Genomic DNA, 17,909 nt, shown 5'->3' with positions numbered 1-17,909 from the left:
CGCTCAACAAGGAAAGGCGTGTTACGATGAACCCTATGAAGCCCTGGATGTCTTGGACGCTATTCTTCTTTGCCGCTGCCTTGATCGCATTCTTCAGCGGTGAGCAGTGGAACACCCGACTTATCGTGTTCCTGATTCTGACAATTCCGATTGTCATCTGGGCGGTGCGACAGATCAAGAAGGCTCAGACACCGTCGCGTTAATGGGTTCACGGCCTAATGCCTGACCTTTCTGACCCGTATCGCGCGCCCAGCAAAGTTTCGCATCGGGCGTGGTTTTCGCCCGCCGAGTATCAGCAACTTTACGAGGCGGCGCGGGAACGGGCTAGAACGCCAAAGAAGGAACGCTGGCGCAGCGCTTGCGAAGACCTCTTGGACTATATCCTGTTCATGGTGAATACCGGCCTTCGGCCCGACGAGGCGAAACGGCTTGAACTCCGGGACATTGAAATCGTCCCGGATGGCCCCAAAGGCCAGCGCATCCTTCATATTGCCGTTCGGGGAAAGCGCGGCACCGGCTGGGCCAAGTCCATGCCAGGCGCGGTGCATCCTTTCACCCGCATGAAGGAGCGTCATAGCCTTAAGCCGACCGACCTGGTTTTCCCAACGCTGCAACGCGAGCTGTTCAACGCGCTGCTTGGCGAACTCGATATGAAAAAGGATCGAGAAGGAAACCCCCGCACATTCTACAGCCTGCGGCACACATATATATCTATGCGCCTCCTTGAGGGCGCAGACATTTATCAAATCGCAAAGAACTGCCGAACAAGTGTGGAGATGATCGAGAAATACTATGCCGCACATATTAAGGACATGATCGACGCTCGAGCCGTCAATGTTGTAAAACGCAAACCGAAAAAGCAGCCTTCCGGCGAAAGCCAGTCCAGCAACGATAATGCGGACAAATGATATATCCTGCTTGGCACTCTCTATTGTGCAGACTATAGGTTGCCCCGGCTGTGCGGGCGTGGCGGAACTGGTAGACGCAACGGACTTAGGCCATTGAGTGCGCGCGGGGAAACCTGCGATGTAGAACTGCTCAAAGTCGGGGAAACCTTTGAAATGGCAATCCCGAGCCAAGCCCGAAAGCCCCGCTTTCGGGAAGGTGTAGAGACTAGACGGGCAGCACCTAACCCCCGCCAGCCGGGGCATGGTGAAGGGATAGTCCAGACCACAAACGCCCATCCGGGCGGCGGCGAAAGCCGTAGCTGGTAAGAAAATCCGTCGGGCTTTGCCCTTGGGGGTTCGATTCCCCCCGCCCGCACCAGACGTGACGGAGTTCGTATATGAGAGGCTATCGCTTCCAAACTAGACGTGGGCCGGTCTTCATTCTGGCCCATCAAGGCCGCTGGATCATCATGTATGATAATGAAAATCTGGGCTCATATCACTCACCAATGGCCGCAGCAGATGATGCCTCCGGCGGACATACATATTCACCCTCAAACGGCGTCGATCTCGGGAGCCTGAATATACCTGATGATATCGGAGAATGGGACGCGATTTGATTGATTAAGAAGTTGTCAATCAAATGGCGCATGACGGTGCTGATCGGTAACGGTCAGCAGAGTAAGCCAATCCAACATCGAACATTGCTCATTTTGTACAAAACCATCAGCTTTTGCTGGGTAAAAGAAAAAGCATACGCAACAGCCCTACTGTTGGCGCACTGAACAGGACGCCAACCGCGCCAAAGCCGGAACCGGCGACGCGCCCGCGAAATGCTCACGGAACCGGGAGCATGGTGGCCATAAGCGCCCCGAACGGAGCGCGGCCATCGCAACCACTCCATATTAGACGCACTATCCACCGATGAATCGAAGCCTCTTTGTTCTATTTTTGTTCGATCATTGCTATGGCGGCTTTCTGACAGCACGGGCCTGTCAGCCCTCAGACGAAGGAATCGAAAAGCATGGCGCGCTCAAAGCGGCAGTTGATTGGAAAATGGACCAATGATGACGGCGATATGGTCTGGGTCTACAAAGGCGGGCGCGATTTCTGGATCAGCTACCGTGACAGCGAACATCTTTGCCATCCCAGCATCCGCAGCGTCAATGACACCAAGCGCGAAGCTATGCTTGTGTTCCATGTCAGTGTGACGAGCTACTCAGCGCTCGGCTAACGCCGGATGATAGCAGGATTGCTGCTGCCGCATTTCTCACATTCGACCCGTTCCGGCTTCGGCCCGGTCACATAGGTCATGCCTTTGAAACCGTCCCATTCTGTGCCCCAGCGGTTCCAGTCGTCGGACCACATACGAATGCTGCCGGTTGCGCCGCAACCGCTGCATTCAACATCATAATGGTCCCATTCACGGCTCATCCCCGAAGCATAGTGGCAGCAACCGCAGCCGCAAGCGCTACCTATTGCCGTCGCCCGTGACGAAGCGCCCGCACCAGTTGCGCCACGGAAGCCGCAAGTTGAGCAATAGCGTTAATAAGCAGGATGGTGGCGGTCACGGTCATGGGTTCCTCCCGGTTCGCCCCGCGCTGGATTGCACGATGGACCCGGAGCCACAGGCCGACCGGCCAAGCGCATCGGGCACCGGCTGCCCTTGGCACCGCCCCCCGGCGGGCAAGCTGCACACGGCCCGGATATGCCATGGGCCACGGAAGCGCCGCGCCTTGCCCGTTCCGCGCGGTCGGCCATACGCGACACGGCCAGCGCCATTCCACGCGCTAGTGCGGGGAGGTTCCCTGCCGAAACCGCCCACCCATCAACCAAATATTAACCAAGTTTTAGCGATTTTTGAGGTATGCTGTGTGACGTTCACCCTCGCGCGAGACAGGTAATCTATCGCCGCCGACATGACAGTTTCAGAGCCGGGTCATCCGGCCACGGATGAACCGCTGGCTAGCCAGCGCGCCGAACTGATTGGCAAACTGGCCATAGCTCAGTTTGACCTTGAGAACGTCCTGGCCGAACTCAGCCGCAGCGGGGCCAGCACCGGCCCACTGGAAACCCAGCTCCAAAACCTCAGCGCCGCCATGCGGCAGGTAGGCACCGCCGGTGCCACCGCGCTCGCTGGCCTGCGCAGCGATATTGCCGCCATTGTTGCTCAGAGTGGGGCCGTGGCGCAGCAGGCCCGCACCACCGCGACCAGTGCGCAAAGCGCCGAAACGCTGGAAGCACGGCTTGAGCGCGTGCACGCTTCGATGGACGCCCTGAATAGCGACCTGTTCGAGAAGAAAGTGCTCGATCCCTATCTGCGCTTTGAAAACGCTGAAGAGGAAGCCGCCTACCGCAAGCGCGAGCAGGAACGTAAGGAAGAAATCGACCGCCTGCGCGCCATTGGCACCCCGGATGCCCTACGACAAGCCGCGCAGCTTCAACTCGATCAAGTACAAGACGCGGGCGACCACGGCGCTAAGGATAGTCCTGACTATCCGCGTTTGCTCAGCACCGCGCAGGCAAACTTGCAAGAGATTGAAGGGATACAGGCGCAGGCGGCCAGCCAAAGCCAAACCGCTTCCAAGGATGCAGTGTCACGGCAAGCCGCACCCACTCCAAATGCCGTGGTGCCTGCCGAAATGGATGAAATCGGTGCAGCACTCGCTGCTGCGGGCGTTTCCGTTGGCAGTAACGCCGCTCCTGCCCCACAGTCGGTGCCCGATGTACGAGCGCCGAACAATCCAGCCGCCGGGCTTAGCTAGCTAATCCATAACGGCGGCAGGCCGCCCGATGCCGATCCATGATCGTCGGATTGGAACGCCTTTCATTTCCCAGAACGCTGCTCATGGCGACAATATCCTGCGCCTGCTTTTTCTTGGAGTAGCCAAGCACCGTGGCTGTGCGCGAAATGGCATCGCTGGTCTTGGCATACATCGGTTCGTCCTTGAACCATGACGCCACCACCGAACAGGTCAGGGTCAGAATGTAAGCCTTCTCTTTGGGGTCCGTTGCTTGCGCTGAAACTGGGCCGTAGACTCATAAACGCGCAGCCACAGGCGCATTGAGGCGAGTTGGACCATGGCCAGAAAGTTTTCGGCCAACTTGTCGTAGCGGGTAGCTACTCTGCGGAAGTGCTTCAATTTGGAGAAATAGCGTTCGATCAGGTTCCGCTCGCGGTACAGCCATGTGCTGAAGTACGGTTTCGACTTCCGGTTTGCCTTGGGCGGAATGTTGGCAAACGATCCCTTTTCGCGGAGAGACGCTCGGATACGATCGGCGTCATACGCCTTGTCTGCCAGCACGATTGTTCCGGCGCCAACGTGATTGAGTAGATCGTCAGCCGCTTGCCCGTCGTGGCTTTGCCCGGCAGTCAGGCTGAGCCGGATCGGGAGGCCTTGCCCATCGACGACCGCGTGGATTTTGGTGGTGAGCCCGCCTCGGGAGCGACCGAGACAATGATCTCGATCCCCCTTTTTGCCGTCGCAGCCTGTTGGTGCGCCCGGATGGAAGTGCTGTCGATCATCTGGATATCGCCATCATGGGCGGCGGTGATGGCGTCCATCATTCGATCCCACACACCGGCTTTTCGCCATCGCACGAAGCGATTGTAGCAGGTTGTGCGCGGGCCATAGCGTTCCGGCAAGTCTCGCCACGGCGCCCCTGACCGCAGCACCCAGAAGATGCCATTCAGCACACGCCGGTCATCGACACGTGGCACGCCTCTAGGCTTGTTGGGCAACATTGGTTCGATCACACGCCACTCGAAATCGGTCAGGTCATATCGGCTCATCCAGTCCCTGAATCAGCTTTCGCTCAACAAGGAAAGGCGTGTTACGATGAACCCTATGAAGCCCTGGATGTCTTGGACGCTATTCTTCTTTGCCGCTGCCTTGATCGCATTCTTCAGCGGTGAGCAGTGGAACACCCGACTTATCGTGTTCCTGATTCTGACAATTCCGATTGTCATCTGGGCGGTGCGACAGATCAAGAAGGCTCAGACACCGTCGCGTTAATGGGTTCACGGCCTAATTCATCCGCGAACATAGGCTGATGATCGAGAACGCCACCATCGGCCCTGAGCGACTGCCCGGTGATGAAGCCGGATTCGTCTGACGCGAAGAAAGCCGCCAAGGCGGCAATATCCTCGGGCCGCCCGGTTCGTTCGATTGTCCGTCGTCAGAACATTCGGCACAACTCGCGGCGTAAATTAGCGGAGTGCGGACCTCGTCTGGGGGTTGATGTTAGGCGGCGAGCTTGCGGTGTTGCAAGCGCCGATGTTCGATGGTCTGTCGCTTGATCCTTTCGCGCTGTTTGATGATGGCTGGAGCCCTGCCGAAGTAGGCATCGGCGGGCGTCACGTTGTTCAGGCTCTCGTGGTAACGCTGGTGGTTGTAGTACTCGACGAAGGCCTCGATTTGGGCTTCGAGGTCGCCGGGCAAAAAGTAGTTTTCCAGCAGGATGCGGTTTTTCAGGGTTTGGTGCCAGCGCTCGATCTTGCCCTGGGTTTGCGGGTGCATCGGGGCACCGCGCACGTGGCTCATCTTCCGGGCCTCAATGTATTCAGCCAATTCGCCGGCGATGTAGCTGGGGCCATTATCCGACAACAGCCTGGGCTTGTGCAGCACCGTGGCGCTGTCGCAGCCCGATGCGCCAAGGGCCAGGTCGAGCGTGTCGGTCACATCCTCGGCGCGCATGTTGGTGCACAGTTTCCAGGCGATAATGTAGCGCGAGAAGTCGTCGAGCACGGTCGACAGGTACATCCAGCCCCACCCGATGATCTTGAAGTAGGTAAAATCAGTCTGCCACATCTCGTTTACCCGCGTGGTCTTGGTGTGGAACTGATCGGCGGCCTTGATCACGACATAGGCCGGGCTGGTGATCAGATCGTGGGCCTTCAACAGACGGTAAACCGTGGCTTCCGACACGAAGTAGCGCCTCTCATCGGTAAAACGCACCGCCAGTTCCCGGGGGCTTAGCTCGGACTGCCCCAGCGCCAGCTCGATGATCTGATCATGGATGTCAGGCGGGATCCGGTTCCACACCCGGCTCGGTGTCGATGGCCGATCCTCCAGCGCCTCCGGGCCGCCTTCGAGGAACCGGTCGTACCAGCGGTAGAAGGTCCGACGGGCAATGCCGAGCTCGTCCAACGTGTGCTTGGCTGGTAGGTGCGATTGCTCGACGATCCGGATGATCTCGAGCTTCTCCGATGCTGGATACCTCATTCGTCGTCGCCCCCATCCGCGATCATACTTTTTTTGAGCAGACGGTTTTCGAGCGTCAGGTCGGCAACGCATTCCTTCAGGGCACGGGCTTCGCGGCGCAGGTCCTGCACCTCGCCGGTGGTTGCGGCACGGGCAGTGTCGCCAGCCAGGCGACGCTTGCCCGCTTCCATGAACTCCTTCGACCAGGTGTAATACAGGCTTTGGGCGATGCCTTCCTTGCGGCACAGCTCGGCAATGCTGTCCTCGCCGCGCAGGCCATCCAGCACGATCCTGATCTTGTCTTCGGCCGAGAAGTGCCGACGGGTCTGCCGCCGGATGTCCTTCACCACCCGCTCGGCAGGGGCCTTCATCGGCGATTTTTTTAAGGAGTGTTGGGGCTTCATCTTCGTTCCTTCGTCACTACGACGAAGCCCCAACACTCCTTAAATCACAACCTCAAATCTGTGCCATTGGTGCTGACGGGGAACAGTTCGATGAGCTGGTGACGTTTGATGAGCGCGGCGAGTTCGGCAATCTTAGGCTCAAGTTCCGGGTCGAGAATGAGCCCGGGCATTATCGCATTGCATCGGATATTTTCCCGACCATGCTGTGTGGCAATATATTTGGTCATCACGAGGATCGCTCCCTTTGATGAACCGTAAGCGACGCGCGAACTGTCCCCCGCTGCCGCCGCGCCCGACGACGTATTGATAATGGATCCGCCACCCCGTCGACGCATATGAGGGATCGCATGTTTGCATGCCACCATGTAGCCGCGCACATTAACTTCCATTGTGCGATCCCACACCTCTATATCGGTATCGACCACGGTACGATCACGATTGAGGAATTCCAGATCCAAAAGCGCGGCGTTGTTGTGAAGGATGTCAAGTCCGCCAAAATGATCGACGGTGCGCTGTACCAGGCGAGCAATGCTTTCGACGTCGCCGGCATCGAACCGGACGGCCAGCGCCGCGTCCCCGATCTCGGTCGCGACCCGTTCGGCGCCCTCTTCACTAAGATCTGCGATCACAACCTTTGCGCCCTCGGCAGCGAAACGCTTTGCCGTTGCCGCACCGATACGGCCGCCGCCGCCCGTGACGATCGCGACCTTGTTTGCCAGACGCTGCATTTGCTTTCCTTTAACATAGGTAGCAGGCGAAAGGCATTGCCCAGTATCCGCTCTGCTTGCATTTAATGCTAGGCCGTAGGCCATTGCCCGCGGGGGCTCCCCTCGGCCCGGAAACTACCGCCTAGCCATAAACGCGGCTGCCGCTTGCGTATCCATATATTCCCGGCCCTCTATGATACAGCCATCGGCAATCCGGAAGACATTATGGTACTGATTTCGATAGACATCGTTATCATAGACCATTTCGCCGACCGCCTCCACAGCGACGTGATCGCCTTCCGCCACAGCATGGGTCACTACCATCGTCCGCTCTTTGGCGGCAATCAGGGCGCTAAGGCCGTTGAAGAGGCCCGCTCGATCGAGGTCCCCGATCCCGTTGATCCACCATCTCGCGTCGTAATGGATAATTGTCTCGAGGGTCGCGACGTCGCCATCCACGATGGCTTGCATAAACCGTAGAACCAGTTCCTTGTTGCCGTCAGAATTAGCCACGTGATTGCTCCCGTTCCTTTAGCGCGTGAGCGGTAATCGCTCCGCACCCGCTATGATATTACACGCCGATCATTTCCGCGTCTGCCGAGCTTGGATGAATAAAAAGTGGCATGCCATGGAAAGCTTTCCCGAAATGATAGGCGGTTCCACCCGACTTCATCGCCTGCTGATACAGCACGGGGTAACCCGCCGCCTCCAGACGGTCTTTGGCCGCCTCGACGTCATCATAGCCGATATTTACCGCTGCCAGCGGCGCCTCAAACTGTGATGCCAGTGTCGAGCCACCTTGAACCAGCGTGACACGATGTCTCCCGGTTAGCCGCTGCCCTTCCCGACCACGGCAACTTGGTCGCTCCGAGCGGGACCGCCCGATCGGCCCTCCTCAAGAACCTGCTTCTACTTCAGGCTCCGTGGCCGAGAAATTTGAATAGTGTGCTGGGCAGAGGTGGTGGGGACACTGGGATGCCCGATCACCTCCACAGCCTGGGCGACCTCGGCCAGCCCGAGAGCGAGCCGGAAAAGTCCCTGCTCGGCTCTGGGCAGCGGGCCATACTCGAATTGGTCGAGATGCCGGAACACATCCTCGAGCCTCGGAGTCACGGCATCATAGAAGAGCTTCAAGTCCTCGAGGCTTTTGCGGCGTCGAAGTTGGTATCTCTCGTCCTCTGTCTCGAGATCACCCCACTCCTCGAGGAACATCTCGAGCGCCTCGAAGCCGGCAGGCAGCGACGGACTGACGCCTCTTTCAATCGTTGACATTATAATTCTCCTTGGCGCGTCCGGCGCCAGCAACCCTTAGATCTAAACCTTGCCTTCGATGTAATTCGTCAGCGTCTGCGCAAAGTGACGCAGCATGAACTCGTTCTCACCATATTTGACCCGTTCCAGTCCTCCCGAGATGAGACCTTGCTGCTGCAGTTCGCCCATCGAGGAATCTTCGGCCAACACGTCGCGGCTGGCCGCGACATAGGAGGCTTCTGCGAATTCCGTCCTGAAACTGTGCGGTGCCCTATCGAGGAAAAGACGCACGTCCCACAGCATTTCATTGGGCCCCGACGGCCAATACTGGTACCACAGATAGCCATTACGCAGAACCTGGATCTGAGTGTTAGGGAAGATATTGATGGCCTCTTCCATGATCGGATCTATACGATCTGGGTTGATTGCCGGATGATCCATCAACTTCTTGCCGGCCGGCTCCAACTCGGCGTCTGCTGCGAACCCGGTTTCCAGGGCAAAGCGCATAACCGGCTTTGTCGGCTGCCATTTGCTGTTGGCTCCGGTGATATTCGCGGAGTGGCGCCCCATGAATCGCACGGTCGGATAATCCGTCAGTGGGTTTTCGCGATCGAAGACGAACGGGAGTGAATTCTTGTGCAGGAAGCCCAGGTGATAGCCTTCGGTGAAGGCGTTGCTGATATGCTTCCAGTTCGTCGCGAGCGGCTGAGGGAAGCGCAGCTCGTGATTATAATCCTCGAAGGGCAAGTCGGAGAAAAGAACCCCGGCTTCTCCGAGGAACTCCTCAAGGGACTCCTCGGGTTCCTTGGCAAAATTGACGAATATGAAACCGTTCCAAATACCCGTATGCACCGGCGGCAGACCGTCATGACCGCATTTCACATCCGGGAACATATCGGCGCCGGGAATGGTCCGCAGCTTGCCGTCGGTTCCATACACCCAGGCATGGTAGGGGCAGCGGAACTGGGCAGCGTTGCCCTTCTCCTTCTGTACGACCATCACACCGCGATGCGCGCAGGAATTGTGGAAGCCGCGCACCTCTCCGTCGTCGCCCCGGACCAAGATCAGCTTGGCCTTGAGTGTCAAAATGTCGAGATTGACGAAATCGCCTGCGTTGGGAAGCTCTTCCACGCGCGCGACCGATAACCAAGCGCGCCGAAAGACCTGCTCACGCTCCAGCTCGAACTGTTCCTGCGACGTATAGAAGGAGGCTGGGGCAGAACTCTCCTCCAGTTTGAGATCCCTCGATCTCAACCAGCGACTTTCCGGTATCCTGGTAAATCCGTTCATGACATCCTCCTACTCAAATCCGCAACCTAGCAACATTGGCCGCCAACGCTGCCTCTGCACGATAGTGCCGGTGTTCGGTGGCTTGCTAGGCTCGTCTTTATGGCGGGGCGCGCAAAGCTACAATCAGCCTTTCTGACGGAGGGTCAGAATGAACCTCCCCGAGCCTCTGGGTCGAGAACGCAGCATTTGTTAAGCAGGATCAATACCCGGCAGCGGACCACTCGCAAGGTTCTGCCCGATACTTTCAAAAATAAGCGACGCCTTGGGGAGCAGCGACAGGTTCATGTTCGACGTAGAAAGATATTATAGCAGGGTTCCGGAAGATCAGATCGTTGATCTCAAGCAACGCCTTGAGCGTGCGCGCTGGCCTGAGCCGGAGACTGTGCAGAACTGGACGCAGGGCGCACCGTTGGAGTCCGTACGAAAGCTGTGCGAGTACTGGCGATCCTCATATGACTGGCGGCGTTGCGAGCGCCTATTGAACGACCTGGGCCAGTACAGAACACCTATTAACGGGCTTGATATTCATTTCCTGCATATCCGCTCGTCGAACCCGCGTGCGCTCCCGCTGCTGATAACGCATGGCTGGCCCGGATCTGTCGTAGAGTTTCTGAAGATAGTCGGCCCCCTGACTGAGCCTCAGCTCTGTTCCCCGTCAGCACCAATGGCACAGATTTGAGGTTGTGATTTAAGGAGTGTTGGGGCTTCGTCGTAGTGACGAAGGAACGAAGATGAAGCCCCAACACTCCTTAAAAAAATCGCCGATAAAGGCCCCTGCCGAGCGGGTGGTGAAGGACATCCGGCGGCAGACCCGTCGGCACTTCTCGGCCGAAGACAAGATCAGGATCGTGCTGGATGGCCTGCGCGGCGAGGACAGCATTGCCGAGCTGTGCCGCAAGGAAGGCATCGCCCAAAGCCTGTATTACACCTGGTCGAAGGAGTTCATGGAAGCGGGCAAGCGTCGCCTGGCTGGCGACACTGCCCGTGCCGCAACCACCGGCGAGGTGCAGGACCTGCGCCGCGAAGCCCGTGCCCTGAAGGAATGCGTTGCCGACCTGACGCTCGAAAACCGTCTGCTCAAAAAAAGTATGATCGCGGATGGGGGCGACGACGAATGAGGTATCCAGCATCGGAGAAGCTCGAGATCATCCGGATCGTCGAGCAATCGCACCTACCAGCCAAGCACACGTTGGACGAGCTCGGCATTGCCCGTCGGACCTTCTACCGCTGGTACGACCGGTTCCTCGAAGGCGGCCCGGAGGCGCTGGAGGATCGGCCATCGACACCGAGCCGGGTGTGGAACCGGATCCCGCCTGACATCCATGATCAGATCATCGAGCTGGCGCTGGGGCAGTCCGAGCTAAGCCCCCGGGAACTGGCGGTGCGTTTTACCGATGAGAGGCGCTACTTCGTGTCGGAAGCCACGGTTTACCGTCTGTTGAAGGCCCACGATCTGATCACCAGCCCGGCCTATGTCGTGATCAAGGCCGCCGATCAGTTCCACACCAAGACCACGCGGGTAAACGAGATGTGGCAGACTGATTTTACCTACTTCAAGATCATCGGGTGGGGCTGGATGTACCTGTCGACCGTGCTCGACGACTTCTCGCGCTACATTATCGCCTGGAAACTGTGCACCAACATGCGCGCCGAGGATGTGACCGACACGCTCGACCTGGCCCTTGGCGCATCGGGCTGCGACAGCGCCACGGTGCTGCACAAGCCCAGGCTGTTGTCGGATAATGGCCCCAGCTACATCGCCGGCGAATTGGCTGAATACATTGAGGCCCGGAAGATGAGCCACGTGCGCGGTGCCCCGATGCACCCGCAAACCCAGGGCAAGATCGAGCGCTGGCACCAAACCCTGAAAAACCGCATCCTGCTGGAAAACTACTTTTTGCCCGGCGACCTCGAAGCCCAAATCGAGGCCTTCGTCGAGTACTACAACCACCAGCGTTACCACGAGAGCCTGAACAACGTGACGCCCGCCGATGCCTACTTCGGCAGGGCTCCAGCCATCATCAAACAGCGCGAAAGGATCAAGCGACAGACCATCGAACATCGGCGCTTGCAACACCGCAAGCTCGCCGCCTAACATCAACCCCCAGACGAGGTCCGCACTCCGCTAATTTACGCCGCGAGTTGTGCCGAATGTTCTGACGACGGACAGGTCCTAAAGCGGAACCATCTTGAGAGCTTTCTCGACTTCGATTCCGCCCGCGATAGGGTCGTGGCATTGGCTGCGGGCGGGGGGGCATTGGCGACGCGCGCACAAGCGCTTGTCGCTGCATTCAATGGCGTGGATCGTGATTAGTAGTCCGGGGTCTGCGATTGCACCGAAATTTCCGCTTTGATCCTGCGCATGTTTGATATTTCAAAATAGAGATCAGATGTCCCTGTAACCATATGTCGGTAGCTCCATAAAGCATCCTTGAATGTCGCAGAATCCGAAACCTCATCCAGCAAAATTAAAATCTGCGAGATGCTCATGAACCAGCAATTGAAGAAAGGTTGACGAACTTCGGAATTACCAGAATGAGCAACGTTATATTGGTCGCGGATCTCATCGAGTGCAGCATTAATTTTTTTCAATTTCTTATCGTATGCAGGGTCCGAAGAGCCAAAATTTACATTCAAGGTCGCTTCAAGGAACTGCTTGAGAACGGTTCTATCCTGAAAGCTGCCAAAGTCCATCATGCCCACGGCAACTTTTTCAATTCTGCGACCATCAAGTGCAACTCGGCGCGTGGTGCCATCCTTCACGAGGTCTAAAGAACCTGCGCGCTCGATGCGAAGCTCGTGCCAACCCGCCTGGGCAAGGGCGTCAAGCATGCTTCCCGCCAGTGCCAGGAGAAGTTCCGCATCCACCCCTGCTCGTGCCAAGCGGGTGAGCGATTTCTTTTTCAATTCCAGAAACACAAGCACGTCAGGCGTCGGCACCACCAAATCGCATTCCCCGTGACCAACCTCATCATAGTCTCCACCGAAAGCCTCGACATTGCGTAACGCAAACTCTGCTTCGATAAACCGCTCCATTGCGGTTCCAACTTTGGAATCAAGATCTTGGACGTGCGGTCTTAAAGCGGTCAGCAAAGCTTCGATGTAACCCCAACCGCACATCGATCTGTCGATGATAAGATAGCGATTGCCGGGCCTGCGGATCAGTGGCTTTAGATAAAAATCGGCACCCTTTCCCTTATTTTCAGGCGTGGGGGCATCCGTTGGAAGGGAAAAATGCTGATTTGGTCCTCCGGCCGGGTGTGAAAGAACCTCTTTGAGAATAATGGAAATTGCCGCTCTGGGAATGTGCGGCAGACAGCGTCTCACCGCCCGTTCGTCGACAACGACGGGGCCACGAACGTCATGGCTAGGTGAAACCAGATAGCTGATGATATCGAACGCCTGGCTTAAGGTCCAACCGCCGGGGTTTTGCTGGTCGGAGTCATAAAATGAGAATGCGCCACGACAGATTTTGAGGACATCGGATGCCCGCAACTGCGGGAACCGAAACATCGAGTCATAAAGGGCCTGTTCACGTAGGTAATTCAGCAGACCTTGTGCATCCATGGTGCCCCACACCGCCGGATAGTAGGGCTGCACATCAATAACCGCCGCATACGCAGTGGCCAGACCGGTCAGTCGCGCCCAATGCGCATCATGCATGGCAATTGGGGCCCTTGCCTCAAGGTGCTTGACGGCCAGTTGAAGGATATAGCCGAATGGAATTTGCGGACTGCCGCCGCCCATCATCGAGATAGAAGGAACGAGATGATATCGGCCCATCGCGTTGTCGTAGGCCGGGGTGATCCGGGCGAATATCCGCTTGGCAATGTTGATACCGCCAATCGCTGCCGCAAGTCGCTCGATTTCGCCAACAAGTAAGGTCTGGGCCGCTTCCTCTACGGCAATGAACCCCGGTTCGAGGCGGATCGCATAGCCTGCCGATCTCAGTGCCTTAGCCGCCTCGGCAACATTATAATCCCGTGCATGCGGTGAGCGGAGGTCGGATCGGGGGAAGTTCGAGAGTTCGACGCCATCTCGTGCCGCTTTGATTGCAGCCTTCCAATCACCGTCGATTTCTCCAGCGTCATCGACCTGCCGGGCAGCATCACGAATGCGCGTCAAAATCTCGTAGTATGGGTCAAGAGGTTGATCGAACAGCACATGCTCGCGAATTAAATCTGTAATCAGGCTGCGACAAAGGGTTGCAGCGGTCCGATGGCCAGACTGAAATGCAGATCGGACTTGTTCATTCAACGCATCCCGAACCGCTGCGAGCTGGTAGGTCCCTTCAAAATTAAGTCCTACATAGTCATACAGCGCTTGCGGGCTCTCGCGGATGTCATTGATGCCACCCGATGTCTGATCGACCGTCGCGCAAAAGGCTCTCAGCTCCAAAAAGTACCTCCAGAAATGCACTTCTGACGGGGCAATCATAATTCCGACGCTCCCGTCCTGAAATTCTCCTCCCTTTTGCCGTTTGTTGGCAAGAACAATGATGCTGGGATTCCGTAACAATTCTTAGCGGGGCGTTGCCTTCGGCACGCGTTCTAGGCGCGGTGCGCCCGCAACCGCCTGCGGCGTTTTTGCCATCCGGTGACGACCGCTAACGCAAGGGCTGGGGCGCTGCCCCCAGCGCACTGCGAAGTGCCTTCCGCCCAGCTTCCTCCACTGCGTTGCGTGCAGCCGGTTCCCCGCGGAGCCACTTGCTCCGTTTGCCCCCCGATGCTCGCCGCATGGGCAGGGTTTCAGATCGCACCTGAAACCCAAACCGACGGAGACAGAAATGGGAGCCTTCACCACCAACCAGATCGAACAACCCCGCATCTATGTGGCCTGCCTTGCCGCCTACAATAACGGCTATCTGCACGGCGCTTGGATCGACGCCGCACAGGAGCCTTGGGCCATTTACGATGAGGTAAAGGCCATGCTGGCCGCATCGCCCATCGCTGGGGCCGAAGAATGGGCCATCCATGATTATGAGGGGTTCGGCGGTGCGCGCATCGAGGAATATGCCAGCTTTGACCATGTGAGCGAACTTGCCGCATTCATTGCCGAGCATGGCGCGTTGGGCGTGGCCTTGCTGGACCATTGCAGCGGCGAACTGGACGAAGCCCGCGAGGCCATCGAGGACCGCCATCTGGGCACTTATGCCAGCCTTGCCGATTATGTGCAGGAAGTGACGGAGGACAGCACCGCCATTCCCCATGCGCTCCGCTACTATATCGACTGGCCCGCCATGGCCCGCGATGCCGAAATGAACGGCGACCTGTTCACCGTGCAGACTGCATGGGATGCCGTGCACGTGTTCGCGGGGCACTGATATGGAGCCGCAATCGCGAACCTACAGCCTGACATGGCGGACAATCACCATTCGCGTGGTGCATACGCCCCGCCGCTGGACCGCTATTGAGCATCTGGAAATTCGCAGTATCGCGCCCGAAGGGGCGGCGTTGCCCATCACCGGCACCGGCTATCGGTCGCACTTCGTACCCATCGGCACGGTTGACGCCCATGGCGGCGATGTGGTCGCGCAGGTGACGGCGTGGCTGGACGAGGAAGCAGCTAAGCCCGATTGGCTGGCGCATATCGACGCCAGCAGGCAGGGCTGCTTGTTCTGATACAGATTCACTTATTGATGAATAATATTCTGGAATAGTGCACATATTTGTGATAAACAAGGCAATATAAATTCACAGATAAGTGTCATGAACCAGAGCGAACTTGCCCGTAAGCACCTAGAGCGCAAGCTTTCCCCGTTGCGGGAAATCGAGCTAACGCCCCCTGCGCGCGGCTGGCTGCGCGCGCTGCGCGAAGCCTTGGGAATGAGCAGCGCGCAATTGGCTGCGCGCCTTCGCGTCGTTCCTTCGCGCGTATCCGCGCTGGAAAAGGCCGAGGTAACGGGCGGCACCACCATCAAGAGCATGCGCGAAGCTGCCGAGGCCATGGGCTGCACCTTCGTTTACGCTATTGTGCCAACCAAGCCGCTGGACGAATTGCGCCGCGCCCGCGCCGTCGCTCTGGCCGACGCAGAGCTGGCCCGCGTGCATCACACCATGCGCTTAGAAGATCAGGCGTTGGATGCGCGCGACCTTGCCGACGCGCGCGAACGCCTGATTGCAGCTTATTTGGACGGTCCCGCGCGCCGTTTATGGGATGAGGCATGAGCGACTCGCTGTTTGACGATGAAGATGACGCAGCGACACCCCTCACCGCCGAAGAGCGCGAGGGGCTGATTCCAGCCTACATCACGTTGCGCCATGAACTAAACGAGGCCGAGCAAATTGGCATCGAAGAGGCCGACCGCTGGGCGTTCGGACGCAAGCGCGATGTGCTGGACGAACGCTTCCTGAAATCCCTGCACAAGCGGATGTTCGGGCAAGTTTGGCGCTGGGCCGGGCAATACCGCACGACCGGGCGCAACATCGGCGTAGACGCCTACCGCATTGGTATGGACCTGCATCAACTGCTGGACGATGTGCGCTACTGGATCGACCATGCCACCTACCCCGCCGATGAAATCGCGGTGCGGTTTCATCACCGGTTGGTCGCCATCCATCCGTTTCCCAATGGAAACGGACGCCATGCGCGCCTTGCAGCAGACCTGCTGGCCGTGCAGCTTACCCTACCCCGCTTTACATGGGGCCGCGCCAATCTGGTCGAAGCCAAAGAAACCCGCCGGGCCTACGTGGCGGCGCTGCGCGCCGCCGATGGCTACTGTTCCCCGTCAGCACCAATGGCACAGATTTGAGGTTGTGATTTAAGGAGTGTTGGGGCTTCGTCGTAGTGACGAAGGAACGAAGATGAAGCCCCAACACTCCTTAAAAAAATCGCCGATGAAGGCCCCTGCCGAGCGGGTGGTGAAGGACATCCGGCGGCAGACCCGTCGGCACTTCTCGGCCGAAGACAAGATCAGGATCGTGCTGGATGGCCTGCGCGGCGAGGACAGCATTGCCGAGCTGTGCCGCAAGGAAGGCATCGCCCAAAGCCTGTATTACACCTGGTCGAAGGAGTTCATGGAAGCGGGCAAGCGTCGCCTGGCTGGCGACACTGCCCGTGCCGCAACCACCGGCGAGGTGCAGGACCTGCGCCGCGAAGCCCGTGCCCTGAAGGAATGCGTTGCCGACCTGACGCTCGAAAACCGTCTGCTCAAAAAAAGTATGATCGCGGATGGGGGCGACGACGAATGAGGTATCCAGCATCGGAGAAGCTCGAGATCATCCGGATCGTCGAGCAATCGCACCTACCAGCCAAGCACACGTTGGACGAGCTCGGCATTGCCCGTCGGACCTTCTACCGCTGGTACGACCGGTTCCTCGAAGGCGGCCCGGAGGCGCTGGAGGATCGGCCATCGACACCGAGCCGGGTGTGGAACCGGATCCCGCCTGACATCCATGATCAGATCATCGAGCTGGCGCTGGGGCAGTCCGAGCTAAGCCCCCGGGAACTGGCGGTGCGTTTTACCGATGAGAGGCGCTACTTCGTGTCGGAAGCCACGGTTTACCGTCTGTTGAAGGCCCACGATCTGATCACCAGCCCGGCCTATGTCGTGATCAAGGCCGCCGATCAGTTCCACACCAAGACCACGCGGGTAAACGAGATGTGGCAGACTGATTTTACCTACTGTGCGCCTCGTCCCGGATGGTCCGGGGTGCATATGACTGGAATGCAAAGGAGAAAGGAGGAACTGAACGAATGCCTTGCCCTCTGCTGTGAGGGGGCATGAGCCCAAGCGGCGGTGACCTGCCGTCAACTGGCAGGGTGACGTAGCCCGCAGGTAAAGGGGATTGAGGCGAAGCCGTTACGCCGAGATGGTCCCCGAGGCTGTAGCGCTGGAAGGTTGAGGAACACGAACCGGTTAATCCGCATCCGAGGGCTGAAATGTCGCCTTCGCCTACACGGCTTAACAGGCGGAATGCTGATGATGGCGCCGGAGACGTATGTCGGCGACATCCGAATGTGGCCGGAAATGTAGCCCGTCCGCATGGAGCCATGGAGAGAATGCAGCCAGGCCATGGCATCGGCATCGACTTGCGGGACGCAAGGACAAGGACTGCGACCGGCAGCCTCCCCAGCGCGCGAAAGTCCAGCATATGAACGAGGGAAGGCATGATGGAATGCCAAGGGAGTTGGCCCCGATGTCCACCGTGCTGGCGGAGTCCCCGT

At 58.2% G+C, this 17,909-nt stretch carries 24 protein-coding genes and 1 pseudogene; 14 read left to right on the top strand and 11 right to left on the bottom strand.

Annotated features, from left to right (window positions below):
- Nucleotides 1-35: 35 nt before the first annotated feature.
- From LUA85_RS17265 to LUA85_RS17250, 4 genes are all read left to right on the top strand, one after another.
- The gene (locus LUA85_RS17265; protein ID WP_231466483.1) at nt 36-203 is read left to right on the top strand and encodes a hypothetical protein; all 168 of its coding nucleotides are present in this window, start codon (nt 36-38) and stop codon (nt 201-203) included.
- Between the two features lie 15 nt (nt 204-218).
- The gene (locus tag LUA85_RS17260) at nt 219-908 is read left to right on the top strand and encodes a site-specific integrase (protein ID WP_231471578.1); all 690 of its coding nucleotides are present in this window, start codon (nt 219-221) and stop codon (nt 906-908) included.
- A gap of 377 nt (nt 909-1,285) precedes the next feature.
- Complete coding sequence (locus LUA85_RS17255; RefSeq protein WP_231471577.1) at nt 1,286-1,507, top strand: hypothetical protein; 222 nt, start codon at nt 1,286-1,288, stop codon at nt 1,505-1,507.
- A 404-nt stretch (nt 1,508-1,911) separates the two neighbouring features.
- Nucleotides 1,912-2,121, top strand: a complete 210-nt coding sequence (locus tag LUA85_RS17250) for a hypothetical protein (RefSeq protein WP_231471576.1) — start codon at nt 1,912-1,914, stop codon at nt 2,119-2,121.
- Here the strand turns inward: LUA85_RS17250 and LUA85_RS17245 are convergent.
- Both LUA85_RS17245 and LUA85_RS17240 read right to left on the bottom strand, forming a co-directional pair.
- Nucleotides 2,118-2,321: a hypothetical protein gene (locus tag LUA85_RS17245; RefSeq protein WP_231471575.1), complete on the bottom strand. Its 204-nt coding sequence runs from the start codon at nt 2,319-2,321 to the stop codon at nt 2,118-2,120. The two genes, LUA85_RS17250 and LUA85_RS17245, sit on opposite strands and share 4 nt — an antisense overlap.
- A 494-nt stretch (nt 2,322-2,815) precedes the next feature.
- A complete protein-coding gene (locus LUA85_RS17240) occupies nt 2,816-3,148 on the bottom strand; it encodes a hypothetical protein (protein ID WP_231471574.1) in 333 nt (110 codons plus the stop codon).
- 6 nt (nt 3,149-3,154) lie between these two features.
- Here LUA85_RS17240 and LUA85_RS17235 point away from each other — a divergent pair, with 6 nt between their 5' ends.
- Nucleotides 3,155-3,652 carry a hypothetical protein gene (locus LUA85_RS17235; protein ID WP_231471573.1) on the top strand — a complete coding sequence of 166 codons (498 nt, stop codon included), beginning with the start codon at nt 3,155-3,157 and terminating at the stop codon, nt 3,650-3,652.
- Here LUA85_RS17235 and LUA85_RS17230 read toward each other — a convergent pair.
- The gene (locus LUA85_RS17230) at nt 3,645-3,824 is read right to left on the bottom strand and encodes a hypothetical protein (RefSeq protein ID WP_231471572.1); all 180 of its coding nucleotides are present in this window, start codon (nt 3,822-3,824) and stop codon (nt 3,645-3,647) included. The genes LUA85_RS17235 and LUA85_RS17230 overlap by 8 nt on opposite strands.
- A 44-nt stretch (nt 3,825-3,868) precedes the next feature.
- Nucleotides 3,869-4,680 (bottom strand): IS5 family transposase gene (locus LUA85_RS17225; protein ID WP_231471571.1). Its coding sequence is split into 2 segments (ribosomal slippage): nt 3,869-4,368 and nt 4,368-4,680, totalling 813 coding nucleotides; the frame shifts between segments, so codons are not numbered across the junction.
- Between the two features lie 55 nt (nt 4,681-4,735).
- Here LUA85_RS17225 and LUA85_RS17220 point away from each other — a divergent pair.
- A complete protein-coding gene (locus tag LUA85_RS17220) occupies nt 4,736-4,903 on the top strand; it encodes a hypothetical protein (RefSeq protein WP_231466483.1) in 168 nt (55 codons plus the stop codon).
- Here the strand turns inward: LUA85_RS17220 and LUA85_RS17215 are convergent.
- The 4 genes from LUA85_RS17215 to LUA85_RS17200 all read right to left on the bottom strand — a co-directional run bounded on the left by LUA85_RS17215 (nt 4,875) and on the right by LUA85_RS17200 (nt 7,715).
- Complete coding sequence (locus LUA85_RS17215) at nt 4,875-5,057, bottom strand: SDR family oxidoreductase (protein ID WP_256448278.1); 183 nt, start codon at nt 5,055-5,057, stop codon at nt 4,875-4,877. The genes LUA85_RS17220 and LUA85_RS17215 overlap by 29 nt on opposite strands.
- 74 nt (nt 5,058-5,131) lie before the next feature.
- Nucleotides 5,132-6,495, bottom strand: a protein-coding gene (locus tag LUA85_RS17210) for an IS3 family transposase (RefSeq protein ID WP_371823651.1) whose coding sequence is annotated in 2 segments (ribosomal slippage) — nt 5,132-6,147 and nt 6,147-6,495 — 1,365 coding nt in all. Because the reading frame shifts where the segments join, the coding sequence is not laid out codon by codon here.
- Nucleotides 6,496-6,539: 44 nt separating this feature from the next.
- The gene (locus LUA85_RS17205; RefSeq protein WP_231471569.1) at nt 6,540-7,223 is read right to left on the bottom strand and encodes an SDR family NAD(P)-dependent oxidoreductase; all 684 of its coding nucleotides are present in this window, start codon (nt 7,221-7,223) and stop codon (nt 6,540-6,542) included.
- Between the two features lie 114 nt (nt 7,224-7,337).
- A complete protein-coding gene (locus LUA85_RS17200; RefSeq protein WP_183956597.1) occupies nt 7,338-7,715 on the bottom strand; it encodes a nuclear transport factor 2 family protein in 378 nt (125 codons plus the stop codon).
- 94 nt (nt 7,716-7,809) lie between these two features.
- On the opposite strand from LUA85_RS17200, the gene LUA85_RS17195 reads away from it, so the two are divergent.
- Complete coding sequence (locus tag LUA85_RS17195) at nt 7,810-7,983, top strand: hypothetical protein (RefSeq protein ID WP_231471568.1); 174 nt, start codon at nt 7,810-7,812, stop codon at nt 7,981-7,983.
- Nucleotides 7,984-8,111: 128 nt separating this feature from the next.
- On the opposite strand, the gene LUA85_RS17190 is transcribed toward LUA85_RS17195, so the two are convergent.
- Entirely contained in the window at nt 8,112-8,474 is a 363-nt protein-coding gene (locus LUA85_RS17190) for a hypothetical protein (protein WP_183956598.1), read from the bottom strand.
- Nucleotides 8,475-8,516: 42 nt separating this feature from the next.
- Nucleotides 8,517-9,743: an aromatic ring-hydroxylating dioxygenase subunit alpha gene (locus tag LUA85_RS17185; RefSeq protein ID WP_183956599.1), complete on the bottom strand. Its 1,227-nt coding sequence runs from the start codon at nt 9,741-9,743 to the stop codon at nt 8,517-8,519.
- A 283-nt stretch (nt 9,744-10,026) separates the two neighbouring features.
- Between LUA85_RS17185 and LUA85_RS17180 the strand changes: the two genes are divergently transcribed.
- Nucleotides 10,027-10,422 carry an epoxide hydrolase N-terminal domain-containing protein gene (locus LUA85_RS17180; RefSeq protein ID WP_231471567.1) on the top strand — a complete coding sequence of 132 codons (396 nt, stop codon included), beginning with the start codon at nt 10,027-10,029 and terminating at the stop codon, nt 10,420-10,422.
- Nucleotides 10,423-10,474: 52 nt separating this feature from the next.
- A protein-coding gene (locus tag LUA85_RS17175) for an IS3 family transposase (protein ID WP_371823646.1) occupies nt 10,475-11,838 on the top strand; the annotation gives its coding sequence in 2 pieces (ribosomal slippage) (nt 10,475-10,823 and nt 10,823-11,838; 1,365 coding nt in all).
- A 215-nt stretch (nt 11,839-12,053) separates the two neighbouring features.
- On the opposite strand, the gene LUA85_RS17170 is transcribed toward LUA85_RS17175, so the two are convergent.
- Nucleotides 12,054-14,141: a hypothetical protein gene (locus tag LUA85_RS17170; RefSeq protein ID WP_231471566.1), complete on the bottom strand. Its 2,088-nt coding sequence runs from the start codon at nt 14,139-14,141 to the stop codon at nt 12,054-12,056.
- A 388-nt stretch (nt 14,142-14,529) separates the two neighbouring features.
- On the opposite strand from LUA85_RS17170, the gene LUA85_RS17165 reads away from it, so the two are divergent.
- The 5 genes and pseudogenes from LUA85_RS17165 to LUA85_RS17145 form a co-directional block, all read left to right on the top strand.
- Nucleotides 14,530-15,066: an antirestriction protein ArdA gene (locus LUA85_RS17165; RefSeq protein ID WP_231471565.1), complete on the top strand. Its 537-nt coding sequence runs from the start codon at nt 14,530-14,532 to the stop codon at nt 15,064-15,066.
- A 1-nt stretch (nt 15,067) separates the two neighbouring features.
- On the top strand, nt 15,068-15,364 hold the full coding sequence (locus tag LUA85_RS17160; protein WP_231471564.1) for a hypothetical protein: 297 nt from the start codon (nt 15,068-15,070) through the stop codon (nt 15,362-15,364).
- A gap of 87 nt (nt 15,365-15,451) precedes the next feature.
- Nucleotides 15,452-15,910, top strand: a complete 459-nt coding sequence (locus tag LUA85_RS17155) for a mobile mystery protein A (protein ID WP_231471563.1) — start codon at nt 15,452-15,454, stop codon at nt 15,908-15,910.
- The gene (locus LUA85_RS17150) at nt 15,907-16,494 is read left to right on the top strand and encodes a mobile mystery protein B (RefSeq protein ID WP_231471562.1); all 588 of its coding nucleotides are present in this window, start codon (nt 15,907-15,909) and stop codon (nt 16,492-16,494) included. Before LUA85_RS17155 ends, LUA85_RS17150 begins: the two co-directional genes overlap by 4 nt.
- Before the next feature lie 52 nt (nt 16,495-16,546).
- Nucleotides 16,547-17,367, top strand: a pseudogene (locus LUA85_RS17145) (helix-turn-helix domain-containing protein); the annotation flags it as partial.
- Between the last annotated feature and the right edge of the window lie 542 nt (nt 17,368-17,909).

The sequence above is a fragment of the Novosphingobium sp. CECT 9465 genome, assembly GCF_920987055.1.
Lineage (GTDB): Bacteria > Pseudomonadota > Alphaproteobacteria > Sphingomonadales > Sphingomonadaceae > Novosphingobium.
Note: the sequence above shows the minus strand (reverse complement) of the source record. Positions and strands in the feature narration are given on the sequence as shown.